Raw genomic sequence first — 17173 nt, forward strand, 5'->3', positions numbered from 1 at the left:
GGAACGATCATCAACCGGCGGCGCGGGTCAGTCGTGTGAGAATCCGGTCCAGCGCATTGGCAAACGCCTGCTTCTCCCGCTCGCCGAACGGCGCCGGGCCGCCACTGACCTGCCCCTGCTCACGCAAATCGGTAAACAGGTTGCGCACCGCCAGGCGCTCGCCCATGTTCTGCGCATCGAACTCCTTGCCGCGCGGATCCAGCGCCGCCACGCCTTTCTTCACCAAGCGGTCGGCCAGCGGGATATCGCTGCAGATCACCAGCTCACCGGGCACCGCGTGCTCGACCAGATAATCATCCGCCGCATCCGGCCCGCTCGGCACCACGATCAGTTTGACGATCGCCAGCCCCGGCTTTGTCTGCGGTTGCCCAGCCACCAGCACCACCTCGAACTGGCGCTTGAGGGCGAACTTCACCACCAGATCCTTCGCCGCCCGCGGGCAGGCGTCGGCATCGATCCAGACACGCATTTTCTTTCTCCAAAAACGAACAGGCTCGCTCCCCACAGGATACACACCGATCCAAGGAGCGAGCCTGCTCGCGAAGTGAGCGCCAGCGAATGCTGGTTAAACGGCGACGCGGCGCTTCTCCGCCACCCAACTACGCCCGTACAGCACCACAATCGCCAGAATCGCCACGACCTGCGCCGTCAGTGAATAGGCATCGGCATGGATACCCAGCCAGTCGAATTCAAAGAACGCCACTGGCCGCGTGCCGAAGATCCCGGCCTCTTGCAACGCTTTCACGCCATGCCCGGCAAACACCACCGACAACGCGCACAGCAGCGCCGCGTTGATGCTGAAGAACAACGTCAGCGGCAATTTCGCCGAACCACGCAGGATCACCCACGCCAGACCGACCAGCAGCACCAGCGCCGTCGCCCCGCCCGCCAACACCGCGTTGTGCCCGGCAGGTCCGGCCTGCAACCACAGGGTTTCGTAAAACAGGATCACTTCGAACAGCTCGCGATACACCGAGAAGAACGCGAGGATTGCGAAGCCGAAACGCCCGCCACCGCCGACCAGACTGCTCTTGATGTAATCCTGCCAGGCGGCCGCATGCCGGCGATCGTGCATCCACACGCCGAGCCACAACACCATGACACTGGCGAACAGGGCCGTCGCGCCTTCTAGCAATTCACGCTGCGAACCGCTGACATCGATCACATAAGCCGCCAGCGCCCAGGTGCCCAGACCGGCCAGCAATGCCAGGCCCCAGCCGACGTTGACGCTGCGCACTGCCGATTGCTGCCCGGTGTTACGCAGGAACGCGAGGATGGCCGCCAGCACCAGAATCGCTTCCAGGCCTTCGCGCAGCAGAATCAGCAGCCCGGAGATGTAGCTCAGCGACCAGCTCAGGCCATCGCTGCCCAACAGACCAGCCGACTCCTTGAGTTTGGCCTTGGCCGCGTCCAGACGTTGCTCGGCCTGCTCGACCGGCAGGCCGTCCTGTAAGGATTGCCGATACGCCATCAGCGATTTTTCGGTGTCCTTGCGCACGTTGGCGTCGACATTATCCAGCGAGCTTTCGACCAGCTCGAAGCCTTCCAGATACGCCGCCACCGAAAGGTCGTACGCCTGATCGTGCTCACCGGCGCGGTAGGCCGCCAGACTCTTGTCCAGAGTAGCGGCGGTGTAGTCGAGCAACTGCGCCGGGCCACGCTTGACCTGCGGCGGTTGCGCCCGTTGTGCACGGAATGTCGCCGCAGCTTGCGGACCTTCGGCGGCCTGCACTTCGGCCGGGGTCTGGCGGGCCAGATCGGCAATGTTGTAGGTCTTGTCGGCTTTCGCAGCCGTGGCGTTGGCACTGAAACCGGCGATATAGGTCGCCAGATCCCAGCGCTGCCGATCGTCGAGCTGATCGGCAAACGCCGGCATATCGGTACCTTCGACGCCTTGGCCGAGGGTGTTGTAGATGGCGTACAGACTCAGGTGATCGATCCGCGCCGCATCGCGCAGATTCGCTGGCGCCGGCGACATGCCGAGCGCGGCCGGGCCGTCACCGGCACCGCTGTCGCCGTGGCACACCGAGCAATGCTGCGCATACAACGGTGCGCCACGGGTTGGATCAGGGGTGATGATCGGGGCTTGGCTGACTTCGTACGCCACCGCCAGTTGCGCGCCTAATTGCCGCGCCTGCCGCGCCACCTCGGCACCGTCCTGCCTGGCGCTGATCGCAGTGTGCAAGGCGCTGACGCCTTGCTCCAGTGCGGCTTTTTCCGGTTTGGCCGGCATGTCGGCAATCAACCCTTGCAGCGCCTGGGTGAATTCCAGTTGCTCGCGGTACTCAGCGTCGTCGACGACCTTTCCCGCCTCGACCGTTGGCGGGTAATCCGCGCTGATGTAATCGAGCAGGTGCAACGCCTGCGGCGCGCCTTCCACGGTATCGGCCAGCAGCGGCAGGCTGCTCAGGGCAAACAACGGGAACAGCAGCCAGGCCAGCAATCGGGACGAGGCAGTCATGAACGAATCTCAAATGGAAATGCGAAGTTACATATTGTTCACTTCGCAGACGTTTCACTCAAGCTTTGTCGGCGTTTCGCTTTGATTGCCAGGAAATTTCCGGAAGACGGCAGCAACGGTTATCCGCGAGTATTGCCGCATTGCCCACTGGCGATGGAACTTCGTACTGCCCCGATGAAGATCGCAGCCATTTGCCATCATCCACTTTATACTGCCCGCCCCAGAGCATTTGCGCGCAAGGAATCATCGTCGATGCGGATAATCCCGTTGGTTTGTTTGTTCTGCGTGGCGGTTCAGCTGAGCGGCTGTGCCGCCTACCGCAACTACGACATGGAAATGCAGCAGACCACCGAACAGATGACTCGGGGCAATCTTGACGGTGCCCTGGCGCTGGTCGAAATGCACAATCCCTGGGAGGACAAGGATCTTCTCTACTATCTGGAAAAAGGCGCAATCCTCAGCGCCGGCAGTGTCCTCCCCGATAGCCAGGACGCCTGGCGTCACGCCGACCGGATGATTTTTCAGCGCGAGGAGGCCAACCCCTCCGGCGCCATGAAGTTGCTGGCACGCTTCGGTGACGAAATGGGCACGATGCTGGTCAATGACAAGCTGCGTCGCTACGAAGGCTACGATTACGAAAAGGTCATGTTGACCACGCAGATGGCTCTCAATCAGCTGTCCGTGAATGATTTTGATGGCGTCCGCGCAGACATCAAGAAGACCCATGAACGCGAGGCCTTGATCGCACGTCAGCGGGAAAAGCAATACGAAGCGGCCGAGGAACAGGCCAAGGCCCAAGGCAAAACTCCGCACTACAAGGACCTTGAAGGCTATCCAGTCGCTCTGCTTGAAGCCCCTCAGGTCGTGGAACTGAAAAATGGCTACCAGAGTGCATTCAGCCATTATCTTGCCGGTTTCACCTACGAAGCTTTAGGTGAGCGAGCACTCGCAGCGTCCGGTTATCGTCAGGCAATCGAACTGCGTCCCGACATGCCTTGGCTGCAATCGGCTTTGCGCAATCTCGACAAACCGGCAGCGAAAGCCGATGAAAGCGATGTGTTGCTGATTATCCAAAGTGGCCTGGCCCCTGCTCGCAGCTCAGTGCAGGTGCCCATTCCGGTCCGCCTGAATGAAAATCTGGTCATCGTCGCGCCCATTTCATTCCCTGTGATGGTACCCGACGCGGTCACTCCCAACTTCAGCCATGTCAGCGTGGACGGTCGCAAACAATCGCTGACCGTGATCAACAGCGTGACCAACATGTCCATGCGCACACTACGTGACGACATGCCGCAAATCATTTCGCGGGCGATGTTTCGCGCCAACATGGCAGCAATCGGTCAGGCGCAGGAAAACGAGCGCAACCCGGCAAAAGCATCGCTGATCGTCACGCAACATGACCCTTTCGAGGAAGCCGATACCCGGACCTGGCGGGCGCTACCGGACAAGACACTGGTCGCTCGCCTGCGCCTGAAGAAAGGGTTGCACACCTTTCGGTTTGCGATGACGCCCATCAATCACCCGTTTCAAATGCGCGTCGATCAAGATCGCCAGATTCTGCATCTGCGGGTATTCCGGGATCAGGTATTTACCGTGGGATCGGCGTTCATTCCCCGGCCGGAAACTTTGCCAACAAACACTCAATCCGCCGAGAAGTGATGGCACAAGGTTAAAAAGTGCAGCTAAAAAGCTATTACATAGCCATCACCGCACGCTTATAATGCCGCGCCCTCGCCCTGCGAGCCGGCATCAAAGCTCCTCTTGCAAGAGGAATTGGCAGGAGGCCAGCGCCACTGTCGATCGGTCATATCAGCCCGACCAGCACCCGCGGCTGCAGTTATCGCTACTCAGGGAAGAAGTACCCATGGCATTCCGCGCTCCCACTCTGCTCGCGCTCAGCGCCGTCACCCTGCTGTCCGGCTGTTCGGCCTTTCGCAATTACGACTCCGAACTGGCTCAAACCAATCAGCAACTGGCCTCCGGCAACGTTGACGCCGCACTGACCCTGCTGGAAAAGAACAACACCGGCACCGACAAAGATCTGCTTTATTACTTCGAAAAAGGTGAACTGCTGCGCGCCAAGGGCGACCTGTCCGGCAGCCAGAATGCCTGGACCAGCGCTGATCAGGTGGTCGGTCAGTGGGAAGATGCGGTCAAGCTCGATAGCGCGAAGTATCTCGCCCAGTTCGGCAGTTTCCTGGTCAATGACAAGGTGCGCCGCTACGAAGGCTACGACTACGAAAAAGTCATGCTGACCACGCAGATGGCCCTGAACCTGCTCGCAGTCAACGATTTCGACGGCGCGCGCACCGCGATCAAGCGCACTCACGAGCGTGAGGCGGTCATCGCCGATCTGCGCGACAAGGAATACCTCAAGAGCGAAGAAGAGGCCGAGAAAGAAGGGATCAAGACCCAGTACAAGGATTTGCAGGGTTATCCGGTCGCCAGCCTCGACGCCCCGGAAGTGGTGGGCCTGAAAAACAGCTACCAGAGTGCGTTCAGCCACTACCTCGCCGGCTTCGTTTACGAAGCGCTGGGCGAGAAGGATCTGGCTGCACCGGGTTATCGCAAAGCCGCCGAGTTGCGCCCGAACACACCGCTGCTGGAGCAGGCCCTGGTCAATCTCGACAAGCCGAGCAAATCCGACGACAGCGACATCCTGATTGTGGTGCAAAGCGGACTCGCCCCAGCCCGCGACTCGATCCGCGTGCCGCTGCCATTGCCGATCTCCAACAACGTGGTGATCACCCCGCTGTCGTTCCCGATCATCAACCCGGACACCTCCACCGCGCCGTTCGCGCAGATTGGCGTCGACGGCCAGCAAGTCGACCTGACTGCGCTCAACAGCACCACCGCCATGTCGCGCCGTGCGCTGCGTGACGATATGCCGGGGATCATCGTACGCACCACCGTGCGGGCGATCACCAAAGGCGTGGCACAAAAACAGATCAACGAAACCAACCCGCTGGCTGGCTTGGCCGTGGGTATTTCTTCAGCGGTGCTCGAAGGTGCCGATACCCGTACATGGCGTACGCTGCCAGACAACACTCAGGTGGTGCGCCTGCGCTTGAAGAAGGGCGAACATCAGGTCACGCTGCCGAGCGCCGTGGGTGGCTCGGTGGTCAAGGTCAACGTCGACCAGCGTTACCAGGTGATCAGCCTGCGCGCCGTGGGCAATCAGGTGTTCGCCGGTGGCCTCGCTGCCCACGTCGTCCCGAATGCCGCTGCGACCAGCGTCGCCAGCCTCAAACAACCTTAAGAACGGAGTCTTTGCATGCGCTTCAAACTCATCGCCGTCGCCGCCCTCGCCCTGCTGGCGAGCGGCTGCGCCACCCCGCCGCCACCAGAGCCGGGCAGCGCCGCGAGCAAAGTCGTGGCCATGGGCCCGCAGAAACACATCGTTGTCGGCGCTATGCGCGTCGCCCGCGAAAACGGCTTCATGACCGTCAACGTGCAGTTGAGCAACACCCTCAACAGCAACAAGATTTTCTACTACCGCTTCGCCTGGCTTGGCGCGGAAGGTTTCCCGGTGGCCGAAGAAGAAGTCTGGAAAAGCCAGATGATGTACGGCGCTCAGACCAGCTTTATTCAGGCCATTGCCCCGACCCCGAAAGCGATGGATTTCCGTCTGGAAATCAAAACGCCTTAAGCCCGTCACCCTATTCCTGATTCAGAGATCACTCCCATGTTTGCACGCTTTTCCTGCATCGCTGTCATCGCCCTGCTGGCCTCCGGTTGCGCCAACACCTCGCCGACACTCGGCAGCAAGAACATCAGCTACGGCGACACCAAAGCGGTGGAAACCGTGACCAACGAATTCGGTTCGACCGACCTGCAAATGATCGCCGAGTCGATGACCCGCTCGCTGGCTCAGTCCGGCATCCTGCAGGGCCGTCCGGTGGTTCAGGTCTACGATGTGAAGAACAAGACCAGCGAGTACATCGATACCCGCGAAATCACCACCAGCATCAAGACCCAGTTGATGAAGACCGGCGTTGCGCGTTTCGCCAGCGACAACAATGCGATGCAGAGCCAGGTTGACCAGCTCAAGCTGCAGAACCAGAGCGGTCTGTACAAAAAGAGCACCGTGGCCAAGACTGGCAACATGATCGCCGCCAAGTACCGCATCGAAGGTTCGATCAGCTCGATCGTCAAGCGCAGCAGCGATTACAAGGACGTCTTCTACAAATTCAGCCTGCAACTGATCGACGTCGAAAGCGGTCTGGCCGAGTGGATGGACGAAAAAGAGATCCGCAAAACCACGGAGCGTTAAGCAATGCGCGCATGGATTGGCATGATGGCCCTGGCTTGCGCGTTCAGCGTGCAGGCGGCCCCGAAAGTCGCAGTGACGGATCTGGCGTACCAGGAGCGCGTGGAGCAATACATCCACATCGTTTCGGCGCAGAGCAATCACCGCGAGGGTTACTACAGCTCCAGCGGTTCTTCGAGCTACAACGAGATCGAAGCGACCACCAGCTACATCGAGCAAACCGAGCTGCGCAAATTCACCGGCGACATCAAGGGTGAGATCCTGCGTACCGGCATGTTCCAGCTGGTGCAGGGCACGCCATACACCGCCTCGTCCAAGGGCGATGTGTACGACGTGATCAAGCGCATCAAGGCCGGCAATTTCAAGGGCGCCGACTACGTGCTGTTCGGCACGGTCTCGGATATTGACTTCACCCAGGACATCAACGAGCTGGCGCACACCGACAGCTATTCGGCGGTACTGGGCCTGACGCTGGTGGCGGATTTCAGCCTGATCAACACCAAGACCTTCGAGATCACCTCGGCCTTCACGGCGATGGGCGAAGCGCAGGACACCAAACTGGTCAATCATCGCGACATCAAGATTTCGCTGAACCGTCCACGGGTGGTCCGCGAAGTCTCGAAAGCGCTGGGCGAAGACGTGGCCGGACAGCTGAGCATGCAGCTCGGTGGCGACGGTTACGAGCAGCCGCGCGAGGCACCACAGCGCAACAATCTGCCACGCGACACCGCGCCGGTGATTCTGCGCTGACTGATCGTTCCCACGCTCAGCGTGGGCATGCAGCCCGGGACGCTCTGCGTTCCAGGCACAAAAAAGGCGACCGCCCGGGTCGCCTTTTTTGTGCCTATGCGGTTTACACCGCCGCTTTGCGCAACGTCGCCATAAACGCTGCGGCACCTATGAACAGCCCGGCAAACGTGCGATTCATACGGCGCTGCTGCTTCGGCGTGCGCAACAAACGCAGCACTTTCGAAGCCAGCCCGGTGTAGCCCGCCATGACGATCAGATCGACGAAGATCATCGTCACCCCGATCACCAGATACTGAATCAACAACGGTGCATGCGGGTTGATGAACTGCGGCAGCACCGCGAGCATGAACACCAGCGCCTTGGGATTGCTGATGTTCACCAGAAACCCGCGAAATACCAGCGCCAGCGGCTTGCCGATCGGCCGCACCGCGGCGTCATCGCTCATGTCCATGGGCAGCGCGCGCCACTGTTTGATCGCCAGGTAAACCAGATAGGCCACGCCGAACCATTTGATCGCATGGAACGCCGTGGCGGAAGCCGTGAGGATCGCGCCGACCCCGGCGCCGACAATCGCAATCTGCACCGCCAGACCGATCTGCAGACCGAGGGCGTTCCAGTAACCGCGCCAGAAGCCGTATTGCAGACCGCTGGACATCGACGCGATGGCGCCGGCGCCCGGCGACAGGCTGATCACCCAGCAAGCGGCGAAAAACGCCAGCCATGTTTGAAGCTCCATCGCACACCTCGACTGATGCTTGTGACAAATGCCTAAGCTAATGCGGCTTCGTGTGGATGACTACCGATTTCTTGCTGAATGTTGCAGGTGCGGCTGACGGCCCCGGAAACCTACTTTTCGAACCCGCTCGACGGAAACACATCAGTCCCGCGCCAGCGCCGCACCGAACGCTGGAAGAACAGGCTGTTGGGCACCTGCACCATGGCGCTGCCGGTGCCGAGTTCTTCGGCCTCGATCAATGTGGTGTAGAGCAGATTGATCGCCACCACCCGGCCTTTGACCCCCGGTTTGTCGGTGGTATCGACAAGCTCGACGACATCGCCCAGGCGGAACGGGCCGACAGTAAAGATCAGAATGGCGCAGAGCAGGTTGGACAACACGCTCCACATGGCAAAGAACGCCACCGCCGCCACCGCGACGAATCCAGAGAGAGCGGTCCACAGCACCGTCGCCGAAACCCCGAGGCGTTCCAGCACGAATATCACCGCACTGCCCATGATCAGCCAGCGCAATACACCGCGCAGCGGCATCAGCAGTTGTGGCGGAAACGGATAGCGCTCACCCAGACGGGTCAGGCCCCTGGCGACTACACGCTGGGTCAGGTAACCGGCGAGCAGGATCGACAGAATCTGCACGCCGAGCCAGATCGGCTCAATCCACATGGCCGGCAGCGGCAGCTTGAACGCTTCCATCAGGACAACGCCTCCAGCTCCGCCTGCATGCTTTCCAGAGTCTCCAGCGCTTCCATCCAGGCTTCTTCAAGCTCGGCTTCGCGAACCTTCAACCTGGCCTGCTCGGCAAGCAGATCGCGCAGTTCGTTCTTGCGCGCCGGCTCGTAGATGTCACTGTCGCCCAGACTCGCGTCGACCTTGGCGAGTTTTTCGTGCAGCTTGCCCAGCTCGGCTTCGAGCTTGTCGGCCTCTCGCTTGTGCGGGGCCAGTTGCTGACGCAGCGCGGCAGCTGCCTGACGCTGGGCCTTCTTGTCAGTCTTGTCCGGGTTCACCGGGGTGTTGCTCACCGGCGCGTTGCGTTGGCGATACTCGACCAGCCAGCGCGCATAGTCTTCGAGATCGCCATCGAACTCTTCAACCTTGCCGTCAGCGACCAGGTAAAAGTTGTCGGTGGTGCTCTTGAGCAAATGCCGATCGTGAGACACCACCAGTACCGCGCCGCTGAATTCCTGCAGCGCCATGGTCAGCGCCAGGCGCATTTCCAGATCGAGGTGGTTGGTCGGTTCGTCGAGCAGCAGCAGGTTCGGCCGTTCCCAGGCGATCAGTGCCAACGCCAGACGAGCCTTTTCGCCACCGGAAAAATTCAGCACCGGCTCGTCGATGCGCGCACCGCGGAAGTCGAAACCGCCGAGGAAGTCACGCAAGGTCTGCTCGCGCTCGGTCGGCGCCAGACGCTGCAAGTGCAGCAACGGGCTGGCCTTGGCATCCAGCGAATCGAGCTGATGCTGTGCGAAATAGCCGACCACGGTGTTTTCGCCGCGGGTAAGGCGCCCGGCCAGCGGTTCGAGTTCGCCGGCGAGGTTCTTGATCAGCGTCGATTTACCGGCACCGTTCGGACCCAGCAGACCAATCCGCGCGCCTGGGGTCAGTTGCAGCTTGACCTTCTCCAGGATGGTTTTGTCACCATAACCCAGACGCGCATCGGACAGGTCGATCAGCGGGCTGGAGATCTTGCTCGATTCGCGGAAAACGAAATCGAACGGCGAATCGACGTGCGCCGCCGACAGTTCTTCCATCCGCTCAAGAGCCTTGATCCGGCTCTGCGCCTGACGAGCCTTGGTCGCTTGTGCCTTGAAGCGGGCGATGTAGCTTTCCATGTGCGCACGCTGCGCCTGCTGCTTCTCGTAGGCCTGTTGCTGCTGCGCCAGACGCTCGGCACGGGCACGCTCGAACGCGGTGTAGCCGCCACGATAGAGGGTCAGCTTGCGCTGGTCGACGTGGGCCACGTGATCGACCACTTCATCGAGGAAGTCGCGGTCGTGGGAAATCAGCAGCAACGTGCCCGGATAGCTTTTCAGCCATTCCTCGAGCCAGATGATCGCGTCGAGATCCAGGTGGTTGGTCGGTTCGTCGAGCAGCAGCAGGTCCGATGGGCACATCAGGGCCTGCGCCAGGTTCAGACGCATCCGCCAGCCACCGGAGAAATCGCCGACCTGACGATCCATCTGCTCGTTGCTGAAACCGAGACCGGCGAGCAGTTTGCGCGCCCGCGCATCGGCGGTGTAACCGTCGGCGCTGTCGAGCTCGGCGTGCAGGCGCGCCAGCGCGGTGCCGTCGTGGGCCTCCTCGGCGGCGGCGAGCTCGCGCTGCACTTCGCGCAGGCGCAGGTCGCCGTCGAGCACATAGTCGACGGCCAAGCGCTCGAGGGTATCGACCTCCTGGCGCATGTGCGCGATGCGCCAGTCGGCCGGCAGCAGGCAATCGCCCGAGTCCGGGTGCAACTCGCCACGCAGCAAGGCAAACAGGCTGGATTTGCCGGCGCCGTTGGCACCGATGAGGCCGGCTTTGTGGCCGGCGTGCAGGGTCAGCTCGGCGTCTTCTAGCAGACGTTGCGGGCCACGCTGTAAAGTCAGGTTCTGAAGTCGGATCATAATGGCGGCGGAGTCTACCAGCTTCGCTCACAACTGGCGCGAGTAGCACGATGTCCTCTGACCTGTGGAGCTTTGCCCTGAATGTCTACACCCGAGCGGGTGTGGAAGATGCCTGCCTGCAATTGCAAACAGCGGGCGCCAATGTCTGCCTGTTGCTGTGCGGTTTGTGGCTGGAACAACGCGCGGTAGCGTGTGATGAGCAACGCGTGAGCCTGCTGCGGACGCTGACCGAGCCTTGGGATGCCGAGGTGGTGCAGCCGCTGCGAACATTGCGCATGCAATGGAAGACGCGGGCAAACGATGATGCCGTATTGAAAGGTATGCGCGAGCAGATCAAGTCACTTGAGCTTGAGGCTGAGCGAGTGCTGCTGTCACGGCTTGAGGGAGTGGCGCAGGCGTGGGCGCGAAACGCCGCCGGTTCGACGACCTGGCTTGAAGGATTGGCTGGTGCGGCGGCCAGCCCGAACCGCGACGCGCTGCAAGTGCTGCGCGTCGCGGCAACCGGCACTTAGGAAGCGCTGGTCGGGTTGTTGCTGACGCTCGATGCAGCGGCTGGCGATGGCGCAGTCGCAGGGATCGAGGGAGTAGCGGCAGGTGCAGCGGCGGCTGGCGTGGCCGGAGTGGCTGGCGCGGCAGGCTTGGCAGCTGGAGCGGCGGCTGGTTTGGTAGCGGCTGGTTTCTTCGCGGCAGGTTTTGCAGCCGGTTTTGCAACTGGCTTGGCAGCCGGTTTGGCAGCGGCAGGCTTGGCGGCGGAGGTGACTGGTTTAGCAGCGGTGGCTGGCTTGGTTGCCGGTTTGGCGGCGGCTTTCACTGCTGGTTTTGCAGCTGGCTTGGCGGCAGGTTTTGCGGCGGGTTTTGCGGCGGGTTTTGCGGCGGGTTTCGTCGCAGCTTTCGCCGCAGGTTTAGCGGCCGGTTTGGCAGCGGTGGATTTCGCCGGAGCGGCTTTGGTCGCGGCGGGTTTTACAGCCGGTTTGGCGGCGGCAGTTTTAGCGGCAGGCTTGGCGGCAGCTGGTTTGACAGCGGTGGTTTTCGCCGCCGGCTTTGCAGCGCTCGCCGCAGCCGGTTTTTTCACCGCAGGTTTCACAGCCATTTTGGCAGCCGGTTTGGCCGCGGCTTTGACCGGTGCTTTTGCAGCAGGCTTGGCTGCCGTTTTAGTAGCAGGCTTGGCCGCTGCGGTTTTCGCTGGAGTCTTGCTGGCGGCCGGTTTGGCGGCGACTTTTTTCGCCGGTGCCGCGGCTGGTTTGGCAGCGCGGGTGGACAGGACTTTGCCCACGGCTTCTTGCACGCGACCGACACCCTGGGCCAGTTTCAGGCTTTCCTGGGCATCGCGTTTGAGTTGCAGAATGTAGCTGCGTGTCTCGGACTGACGATCCTTCAGCGCATCGAGCAGGTCTTCCAGTTCTTTCACCGCGCCCTTGGCTTTGGTCTGTGCCTTGGCTTTGCCGGCCGCTGCTGCGTCCTGCAATTTGGTGCGCGATTTGTGCAGTTTTTCCTGCGCCTTGCCGCGTTGCTTTTCCAGCTTGGCGAGCAGTTTTTCAGCATCAGCCAAGGCTTGCGAGCAAGCGTTTTCCAAATGCTCGAGCAGGCTGCCCGAGAGTTGTTGGAGTAAGTGCAACGGAGTATTTACAGGCTTCTTGGTGGCCGACATGGTTTACCTCCTGGCTGACGTGAGTGCGGCTCATACTAGACCTCTGCTGATACCGCCGCTAGGGCATCTTGACAGTATCGAAACCGTTGCGTTGCACCGAAGCGAAAATGTCTTGTACGAAAACCAAAGCAGTTCACCGTTGCAACGCTTTGCGCTGGCATAATCCAGCGCATCTCAGGTCGGAGAGTGCCCATGTCGCGCTACATTTTTTTATCCCTTTGCGTGTTTTTTTCAGTCGCCCATGCCGACGAAAAAAACGCTGCGAATGATGCTCATGATCTGGCTTACAGCCTTGGGGCGAGTCTTGGCGAGCGCCTGCGCCAGGAGGTTCCGCAACTGCAGATTCAAGCGCTGATCGAGGGCTTGCAACAGGCTTATCAAGGCAAGCCATTGGCGCTGAGTGAAGCGCGTATCGAGCAGGTTCTGGCTGACCATGAATCGAAGAATGCTGAGCAGGCATCGCTGCATTCGAGCGACGCTGCGATGGAAAACGAACAGCGTTTTCTGACGGCTGAAAAAGCCAAACCCGGCGTGAAGGAATTGGCCGATGGCATCCTGCTGACTGAACTCGTTTCGGGTAACGGTGCAAAGGCCGGACCTGATGGAAAAGTGCAGGTGCTGTATGTCGGCAAGCTACCGGACGGCACCGTGTTCGATCAGAACACTCAGCCGCAGTGGTTCAACCTCGACAGTGTGATTGCCGGTTGGCGTACCGCGTTGCAAAACATGCCGGTGGGCGCGAAGTGGCGGTTAGTGATTCCATCGGATCAGGCTTATGGCGCAGATGGCGCCGGCGACTTGATCGCGCCGTTCACGCCGCTGGTATTCGAAGTGGAATTGCGTGGCGCGACGAGCTGATCAGGCATAAAAAAAGGTGCGCTTTGGGCGCACCTTTTTTTGCTCAGGATTCGGATCAGGCCTGAACGGCAGCTTCTTCCTTGTGCGCGTTATGCAGCACCTCGATCAGGCAGTCTTCAAGTTCGAAGCGCTCATGCAGCAAGCCGCCCAATTCCTTGAATTTTTCCGCGACGCATTTGCCTTCATCGCACAGATCGTTGAACGCCAGCAGCTTCTCGGTGATGACGTCGATGCGCGGGTAGATTGTATCGGCGAGTTCAAGACCGCGCTTGTCGTTGAACGCCTTGGCTTCGCCAGTCAGCTGCTCATAAATCTCGAAGTGACCCGCCGATACGTAATCGACCAGCACACCACAAAATTCCTGCAAAGGCTTGCGGCTCTCGGACAACAACTCGGGCTGCGCGCCGAGATTGTCATAGGCACCGATCAGCTCTTTACGCTCCTGCAACCAGCGGTCGATCAGCAGATGAACTCCACCCCAGCGTTCCTGAGCATTCTGACAACTTTCGAGCATGGCGATCTCTCTTCCCTTGTGGGTCATGCTGCTCTACACCCGCGTCCCTGTTCTGATTTGGCTTGGGGGGACGGTCGGGCAGAGCGTCATCGAGCAACACGATTCCAATGACACGTGCGGGCCAGATTATGCCCGTGCGCTTATGGCTTCAAGGTACGCAGGAGATAAAGTTCATACAAGTGTTTAATCGCGCAGCAGTACCGTGTGCGACGCTTCGCCGCTGAGCGGGCGTTGCAGAGCGCTCCAGACCAGCCGCAACAGTTGATACACCGCCAGGATCGATACCGCGACAAAAAACAGCAGACTCCATTCCGGGATGCTCAGGTCGAACAGCGTCCAGGAAATTTCCGTGCATTCGGCGCCGCCGGTAAACATCCGTTGCAGCGCGCAGAACCACGGCAGCCCACCCATAAACGACTCGGGAGCCGCTATGCAATGGTGCAGTTGCAGCACCGGATCACTCTGAATCAATACTTGCCGCCAGGCCGCCGTGGTGCCACCCAGAGCCGCCCCCAAGGTCAGCAGCCAGTAAAACCCCAGGCCCACACGCCCGGGGCCGTGCACCGCCGCCACACCACCACAAACGCAGAGCAGCGTGAGAAACAGCCGCTGCACCAGGCACAGGCTGCAAGGCGTCAGGCCGACCGCGTATTCAAGATAATAGGAAGCTCCCAGAGCAAAGGCCCCCGCAATGAAAGCCATGAAGAACAAGGAGCGTGAGCAGGCCAACGACATGGCTTTTCCGTAACAGTAGAGACAGGCGGTTACGGTAGAGGAAAGCGTGTCAGCCTTTCAAGGCGACGCCCTGCGGACAGTTCACCAGAGGTGTAGGGAAAACCCGACAGGTTCGAGAGGAATTGATGTAGTGCCCTGTAGGACTTTGCCTCGTCGCCGCGCTGAAGATCGAATTTCAGCGGTAAGCGGAAGCGAGGGAGGGGCCTCCCTCGCCATTCAGATAGCTGTCGGCACCGGCAACGGCGCCGCCAGCAAACGCTCATCCAGCAGGCCAAGGCCTTCCTGGAACAACTGATTGCTGCGCTCGGCATCACCCAATTGCGCCAGCAGGCGCGCCAGCTCGGCACAGGTCTCTGGATTACGCTGCAAGCGCAGGCTGCTTTCGAGATAATCGCGCGCCTTGCCCCACAGACTGGTTTGCAGACACAGCCGACCCAAAGTCAGCAGCAGGCTCGGATCGTTCGGGTGATCCTTCAACCAGCCTTCGGCGGTCTGCAACTGACGCGCCGGATCGCTGCCGCGCACCAAACCGTAGAGGCGGGCAAGATGGCTGTCGTATTTGCGCTTGAGCGCGGTGCGCAGCACCTCTTCGGCCTCGACCTGAGCACCCAACTGACGCAGCTGTTCGGCATACGCCAGCACCAGCGATGGCTCTTGCCGCTGCGCCGAGGTCAGTTGCTGCCAGGCACGCGTCAGCGATTGCAGGCCCACGCTGCCGTCTTCTTCGCGCTGCGCGGCCAGCGACAGATTCTCGCCCCAGGCCCGGCGCTCGAGTTCCGCCAGCTCAGCCGGCGGCAAAACCTTGTCCTTGCGCAGCTCCGGCAGCAGACGAATCACCGCCGACCATTCGCCGCGTTGCTGATACAAACGCTGCAACTGGCGCAACGTCTGCGCATTGTGCGGATGGCGCTCGTGCATCGCTTGCAGAGTCACCAGGGCGCCGTCGGTATCGCCACGATCAGTCTGCAATTGTGCATGACTCAAGGCGATCGCCAGTTCCGCTTGCGGCTGGCGTTCCAGCGCGCGCTCGAGCAGGCGATCGGCTTCCTCGTAATGCCCTTGTTCATTGGCCGCGCGGGCCGCGCCGAGGTAGTACAGAAGAGGTTGGCGCTCGGCTTCGGCGGCTCGCGACAGATGCCGCTGCGCACTGGCCCAGCGACCTTCGGCGAGATCCAGCTGACCATGTTCGATCGCCACCTGCACGCGCCGGCTGCGGTTACGCCGCGACCACGGATTGACCACACCGCTGGAGGTCATGATCAATTCGATCAGCACCTTGATGCCCCAGACGATCAGCCACAACACGGCGATGACCGCCAGCGTCGCCCACAGGCTCGATTCATAGCGGAAGCTCTTGTAGGCCACCAGCACGTAACCGGAATGTTCGGCAATCGCCAGCCCCAGCGCCGCCGTCGCCGCGATCACCAGAAACACGATCACATACAGGCGTTTCATGGCGTGGCCTCCTGCGCGGTGTTGGCGGCAGGCTTGGCAAACGGTTTCACCGATTCTTCAGCGTTGACGTTGCGTCGTTCAAGATAGGCTTGCACCGCGCTAAGGGTGCCGGCCAGATCCGGTGTCACAACGGTCACCGGCTCCTTGCTCAACTCGCCGACCTGCTCGAGCATCACTTTGCTTTGCGGATTGTCCGGGTTGAAGTTGCCCTTGAGCACATCACGCGCCTCGGCCAGCGCCTGGGTATACACCGATGCCTCTCCGTTGAGGGCTGCCCACTGCGCCTGCTCCAGCGCCAGGCTCAGGGCCAGACGCACCTGACTCAGGCTTTGCCCGGCCAGCAACGGCTTCACATTCTTGTCGGCGTTGAAATCGATGCGGATGTAGCGCGAGACCTTGTCCCACCACTGTGCCCAGCGACTGGCGCCGTCACCGTCGGCGGTCAGGCCCAGCAGCGATTCGCCGCGATCCTTGTACTCCGGCGCCAGCTCGGTGAGATTGATCACCTGATCGCGTAGCGCGCCCAGGCGCAGGAACAACCCGGTGCGGTCCGGCTGCTCGGTGCTGCGCAGCGCCACCAGGGTTTTCGCCACTTGCTCGCGCGCGGCGAACGAACCTGGATCGTTTTGCTCGCGGAGAATTTCGTCGGCGCCCTGCACCAGCGCCTGAGCGCTGCTGATGTCCTGCAAGGCCGACAAGCGCAGGCTTGCCAGACGCAGCAAATGTTCGGCTTCGGCCAGACGCCAGTCTTTGCGGCTGGCACCCAGCACGGTTTCCAGACGCTGATTGAGGCGCTGCTGATCGCCCTGCAACTGCGTCACCAGACGTTGGCGTTCGGCAAGTTCATCAGCCCCCGGCAATTGCGCCAGACGCTCGGTCAGGCGTTGCTCGTTGAGCTTCAAGGTCTGCGCCTGATCGTTCAACGCCTGCACCTGACCGGACTGTTGCTGGGTGTTGGTCTGCAGGTGGCGGACCTGCCAGACACCCCAGCCTCCGATCGCCACACCGGCGGCGCCAAGCAACAGGGCGACGATGGCCAGTCCATTGCCTCGGCGCGGCTCTGTGGCCGGCGGTGGAGTTTCAACCTGGGTATCGGTCACAGGTTGCACATCATCTTTAGGCAAGGCTGTTTCGCTCACGTATC

At 61.0% G+C, this 17173-nt stretch carries 17 protein-coding genes; 7 read left to right on the plus strand and 10 right to left on the minus strand.

What is annotated here, in order from left to right:
* Positions 1-10 precede the first annotated feature (10 nt).
* Together BLU52_RS23775 and BLU52_RS23780 are read right to left on the minus strand one after the other, a co-directional pair.
* Entirely contained in the window at positions 11-469 is a 459-nt protein-coding gene (locus tag BLU52_RS23775) for a YaiI/YqxD family protein (protein WP_090287388.1), read from the minus strand.
* A 96-nt stretch (positions 470-565) separates the two neighbouring features.
* Positions 566-2461 carry an FTR1 family protein gene (locus tag BLU52_RS23780; RefSeq protein ID WP_090287390.1) on the minus strand — a complete coding sequence of 632 codons (1896 nt, stop codon included), beginning with the start codon at positions 2459-2461 and terminating at the stop codon, positions 566-568.
* Positions 2462-2713: 252 nt separating this feature from the next.
* On the opposite strand from BLU52_RS23780, the gene BLU52_RS23785 reads away from it, so the two are divergent.
* The 5 genes from BLU52_RS23785 to BLU52_RS23805 all read left to right on the plus strand — a co-directional run bounded on the left by BLU52_RS23785 (position 2714) and on the right by BLU52_RS23805 (position 7481).
* On the plus strand, positions 2714-4120 hold the full coding sequence (locus BLU52_RS23785; RefSeq protein ID WP_090287392.1) for a COG3014 family protein: 1407 nt from the start codon (positions 2714-2716) through the stop codon (positions 4118-4120).
* A 205-nt stretch (positions 4121-4325) separates the two neighbouring features.
* Positions 4326-5720 carry a COG3014 family protein gene (locus BLU52_RS23790; RefSeq protein ID WP_090287395.1) on the plus strand — a complete coding sequence of 465 codons (1395 nt, stop codon included), beginning with the start codon at positions 4326-4328 and terminating at the stop codon, positions 5718-5720.
* 15 nt (positions 5721-5735) lie between these two features.
* On the plus strand, positions 5736-6110 hold the full coding sequence (locus BLU52_RS23795) for a YcfL family protein (protein WP_090287397.1): 375 nt from the start codon (positions 5736-5738) through the stop codon (positions 6108-6110).
* A gap of 36 nt (positions 6111-6146) precedes the next feature.
* Positions 6147-6734, plus strand: coding sequence for a penicillin-binding protein activator LpoB (lpoB, locus tag BLU52_RS23800; RefSeq protein WP_039757415.1), 588 nt, complete (start codon positions 6147-6149; stop codon positions 6732-6734).
* A gap of 3 nt (positions 6735-6737) precedes the next feature.
* Positions 6738-7481, plus strand: coding sequence for a penicillin-binding protein activator LpoB (locus BLU52_RS23805; RefSeq protein WP_090287401.1), 744 nt, complete (start codon positions 6738-6740; stop codon positions 7479-7481).
* Between the two features lie 103 nt (positions 7482-7584).
* Here the strand turns inward: BLU52_RS23805 and rhtB are convergent, their stop codons facing one another.
* The 3 genes from rhtB to BLU52_RS23820 all read right to left on the minus strand — a co-directional run bounded on the left by rhtB (position 7585) and on the right by BLU52_RS23820 (position 10819).
* Positions 7585-8217 (minus strand): homoserine/homoserine lactone efflux protein, encoded by a 633-nt coding sequence (rhtB, locus tag BLU52_RS23810; protein ID WP_090287403.1) that lies wholly within the window; start codon positions 8215-8217, stop codon positions 7585-7587.
* A 110-nt stretch (positions 8218-8327) separates the two neighbouring features.
* Positions 8328-8909: a mechanosensitive ion channel family protein gene (locus tag BLU52_RS23815; protein WP_090287406.1), complete on the minus strand. Its 582-nt coding sequence runs from the start codon at positions 8907-8909 to the stop codon at positions 8328-8330.
* A complete protein-coding gene (locus BLU52_RS23820) occupies positions 8909-10819 on the minus strand; it encodes an ATP-binding cassette domain-containing protein (RefSeq protein ID WP_090287408.1) in 1911 nt (636 codons plus the stop codon). The genes BLU52_RS23815 and BLU52_RS23820 overlap by 1 nt, the downstream gene beginning before the upstream one ends.
* Positions 10820-10869: 50 nt before the next feature.
* Here BLU52_RS23820 and BLU52_RS23825 point away from each other — a divergent pair, with 50 nt between their 5' ends.
* Positions 10870-11331: a TIGR02444 family protein gene (locus BLU52_RS23825; protein WP_090287410.1), complete on the plus strand. Its 462-nt coding sequence runs from the start codon at positions 10870-10872 to the stop codon at positions 11329-11331.
* Here the strand turns inward: BLU52_RS23825 and BLU52_RS23830 are convergent.
* The gene (locus BLU52_RS23830) at positions 11328-12467 is read right to left on the minus strand and encodes an AlgP family protein (protein WP_090287412.1); all 1140 of its coding nucleotides are present in this window, start codon (positions 12465-12467) and stop codon (positions 11328-11330) included. The two genes, BLU52_RS23825 and BLU52_RS23830, sit on opposite strands and share 4 nt — an antisense overlap.
* Positions 12468-12659: 192 nt before the next feature.
* Here BLU52_RS23830 and BLU52_RS23835 point away from each other — a divergent pair, with 192 nt between their 5' ends.
* Complete coding sequence (locus BLU52_RS23835; RefSeq protein WP_090287414.1) at positions 12660-13325, plus strand: FKBP-type peptidyl-prolyl cis-trans isomerase; 666 nt, start codon at positions 12660-12662, stop codon at positions 13323-13325.
* 55 nt (positions 13326-13380) lie between these two features.
* On the opposite strand, the gene rsd is transcribed toward BLU52_RS23835, so the two are convergent.
* The 4 genes from rsd to BLU52_RS23855 form a co-directional block, all read right to left on the minus strand.
* Positions 13381-13839, minus strand: a complete 459-nt coding sequence (rsd, locus tag BLU52_RS23840) for a sigma D regulator (RefSeq protein ID WP_090287416.1) — start codon at positions 13837-13839, stop codon at positions 13381-13383.
* Between the two features lie 183 nt (positions 13840-14022).
* On the minus strand, positions 14023-14574 hold the full coding sequence (locus BLU52_RS23845; protein ID WP_090287418.1) for a disulfide bond formation protein B: 552 nt from the start codon (positions 14572-14574) through the stop codon (positions 14023-14025).
* A gap of 216 nt (positions 14575-14790) precedes the next feature.
* A complete protein-coding gene (locus BLU52_RS23850; protein ID WP_090287420.1) occupies positions 14791-16029 on the minus strand; it encodes a heme biosynthesis protein HemY in 1239 nt (412 codons plus the stop codon).
* Positions 16026-17168 (minus strand): uroporphyrinogen-III C-methyltransferase, encoded by a 1143-nt coding sequence (locus BLU52_RS23855; RefSeq protein ID WP_090287422.1) that lies wholly within the window; start codon positions 17166-17168, stop codon positions 16026-16028. The genes BLU52_RS23850 and BLU52_RS23855 overlap by 4 nt, the downstream gene beginning before the upstream one ends.
* Positions 17169-17173 lie beyond the last annotated feature (5 nt).

Origin of the sequence: Pseudomonas granadensis, assembly GCF_900105485.1 — a bacterium.
Taxonomy (GTDB): domain Bacteria; phylum Pseudomonadota; class Gammaproteobacteria; order Pseudomonadales; family Pseudomonadaceae; genus Aquipseudomonas; species Aquipseudomonas granadensis.

What these genes read in the sequence shown, in the direction of transcription:
- rsd (WP_090287416.1), bottom strand. Translation starts at nt 13,839, where the DNA reads ATGCTCGAAAGTTGTCAGAATGCTCAGGAACGCTGGGGTGGAGTTCAT.
- BLU52_RS23820 (WP_090287408.1), bottom strand. Translation starts at nt 10,819, where the DNA reads ATGATCCGACTTCAGAACCTGACTTTACAGCGTGGCCCGCAACGTCTG.
- BLU52_RS23850 (WP_090287420.1), bottom strand. Translation starts at nt 16,029, where the DNA reads ATGAAACGCCTGTATGTGATCGTGTTTCTGGTGATCGCGGCGACGGCG.
- BLU52_RS23785 (WP_090287392.1), top strand. Translation starts at nt 2,714, where the DNA reads ATGCGGATAATCCCGTTGGTTTGTTTGTTCTGCGTGGCGGTTCAGCTG.
- rhtB (WP_090287403.1), bottom strand. Translation starts at nt 8,217, where the DNA reads ATGGAGCTTCAAACATGGCTGGCGTTTTTCGCCGCTTGCTGGGTGATC.
- BLU52_RS23795 (WP_090287397.1), top strand. Translation starts at nt 5,736, where the DNA reads ATGCGCTTCAAACTCATCGCCGTCGCCGCCCTCGCCCTGCTGGCGAGC.
- BLU52_RS23780 (WP_090287390.1), bottom strand. Translation starts at nt 2,461, where the DNA reads ATGACTGCCTCGTCCCGATTGCTGGCCTGGCTGCTGTTCCCGTTGTTT.
- BLU52_RS23775 (WP_090287388.1), bottom strand. Translation starts at nt 469, where the DNA reads ATGCGTGTCTGGATCGATGCCGACGCCTGCCCGCGGGCGGCGAAGGAT.
- lpoB (WP_039757415.1), top strand. Translation starts at nt 6,147, where the DNA reads ATGTTTGCACGCTTTTCCTGCATCGCTGTCATCGCCCTGCTGGCCTCC.
- BLU52_RS23835 (WP_090287414.1), top strand. Translation starts at nt 12,660, where the DNA reads ATGTCGCGCTACATTTTTTTATCCCTTTGCGTGTTTTTTTCAGTCGCC.
- BLU52_RS23830 (WP_090287412.1), bottom strand. Translation starts at nt 12,467, where the DNA reads ATGTCGGCCACCAAGAAGCCTGTAAATACTCCGTTGCACTTACTCCAA.
- BLU52_RS23845 (WP_090287418.1), bottom strand. Translation starts at nt 14,574, where the DNA reads ATGTCGTTGGCCTGCTCACGCTCCTTGTTCTTCATGGCTTTCATTGCG.
- BLU52_RS23790 (WP_090287395.1), top strand. Translation starts at nt 4,326, where the DNA reads ATGGCATTCCGCGCTCCCACTCTGCTCGCGCTCAGCGCCGTCACCCTG.
- BLU52_RS23805 (WP_090287401.1), top strand. Translation starts at nt 6,738, where the DNA reads ATGCGCGCATGGATTGGCATGATGGCCCTGGCTTGCGCGTTCAGCGTG.
- BLU52_RS23815 (WP_090287406.1), bottom strand. Translation starts at nt 8,909, where the DNA reads ATGGAAGCGTTCAAGCTGCCGCTGCCGGCCATGTGGATTGAGCCGATC.
- BLU52_RS23825 (WP_090287410.1), top strand. Translation starts at nt 10,870, where the DNA reads ATGTCCTCTGACCTGTGGAGCTTTGCCCTGAATGTCTACACCCGAGCG.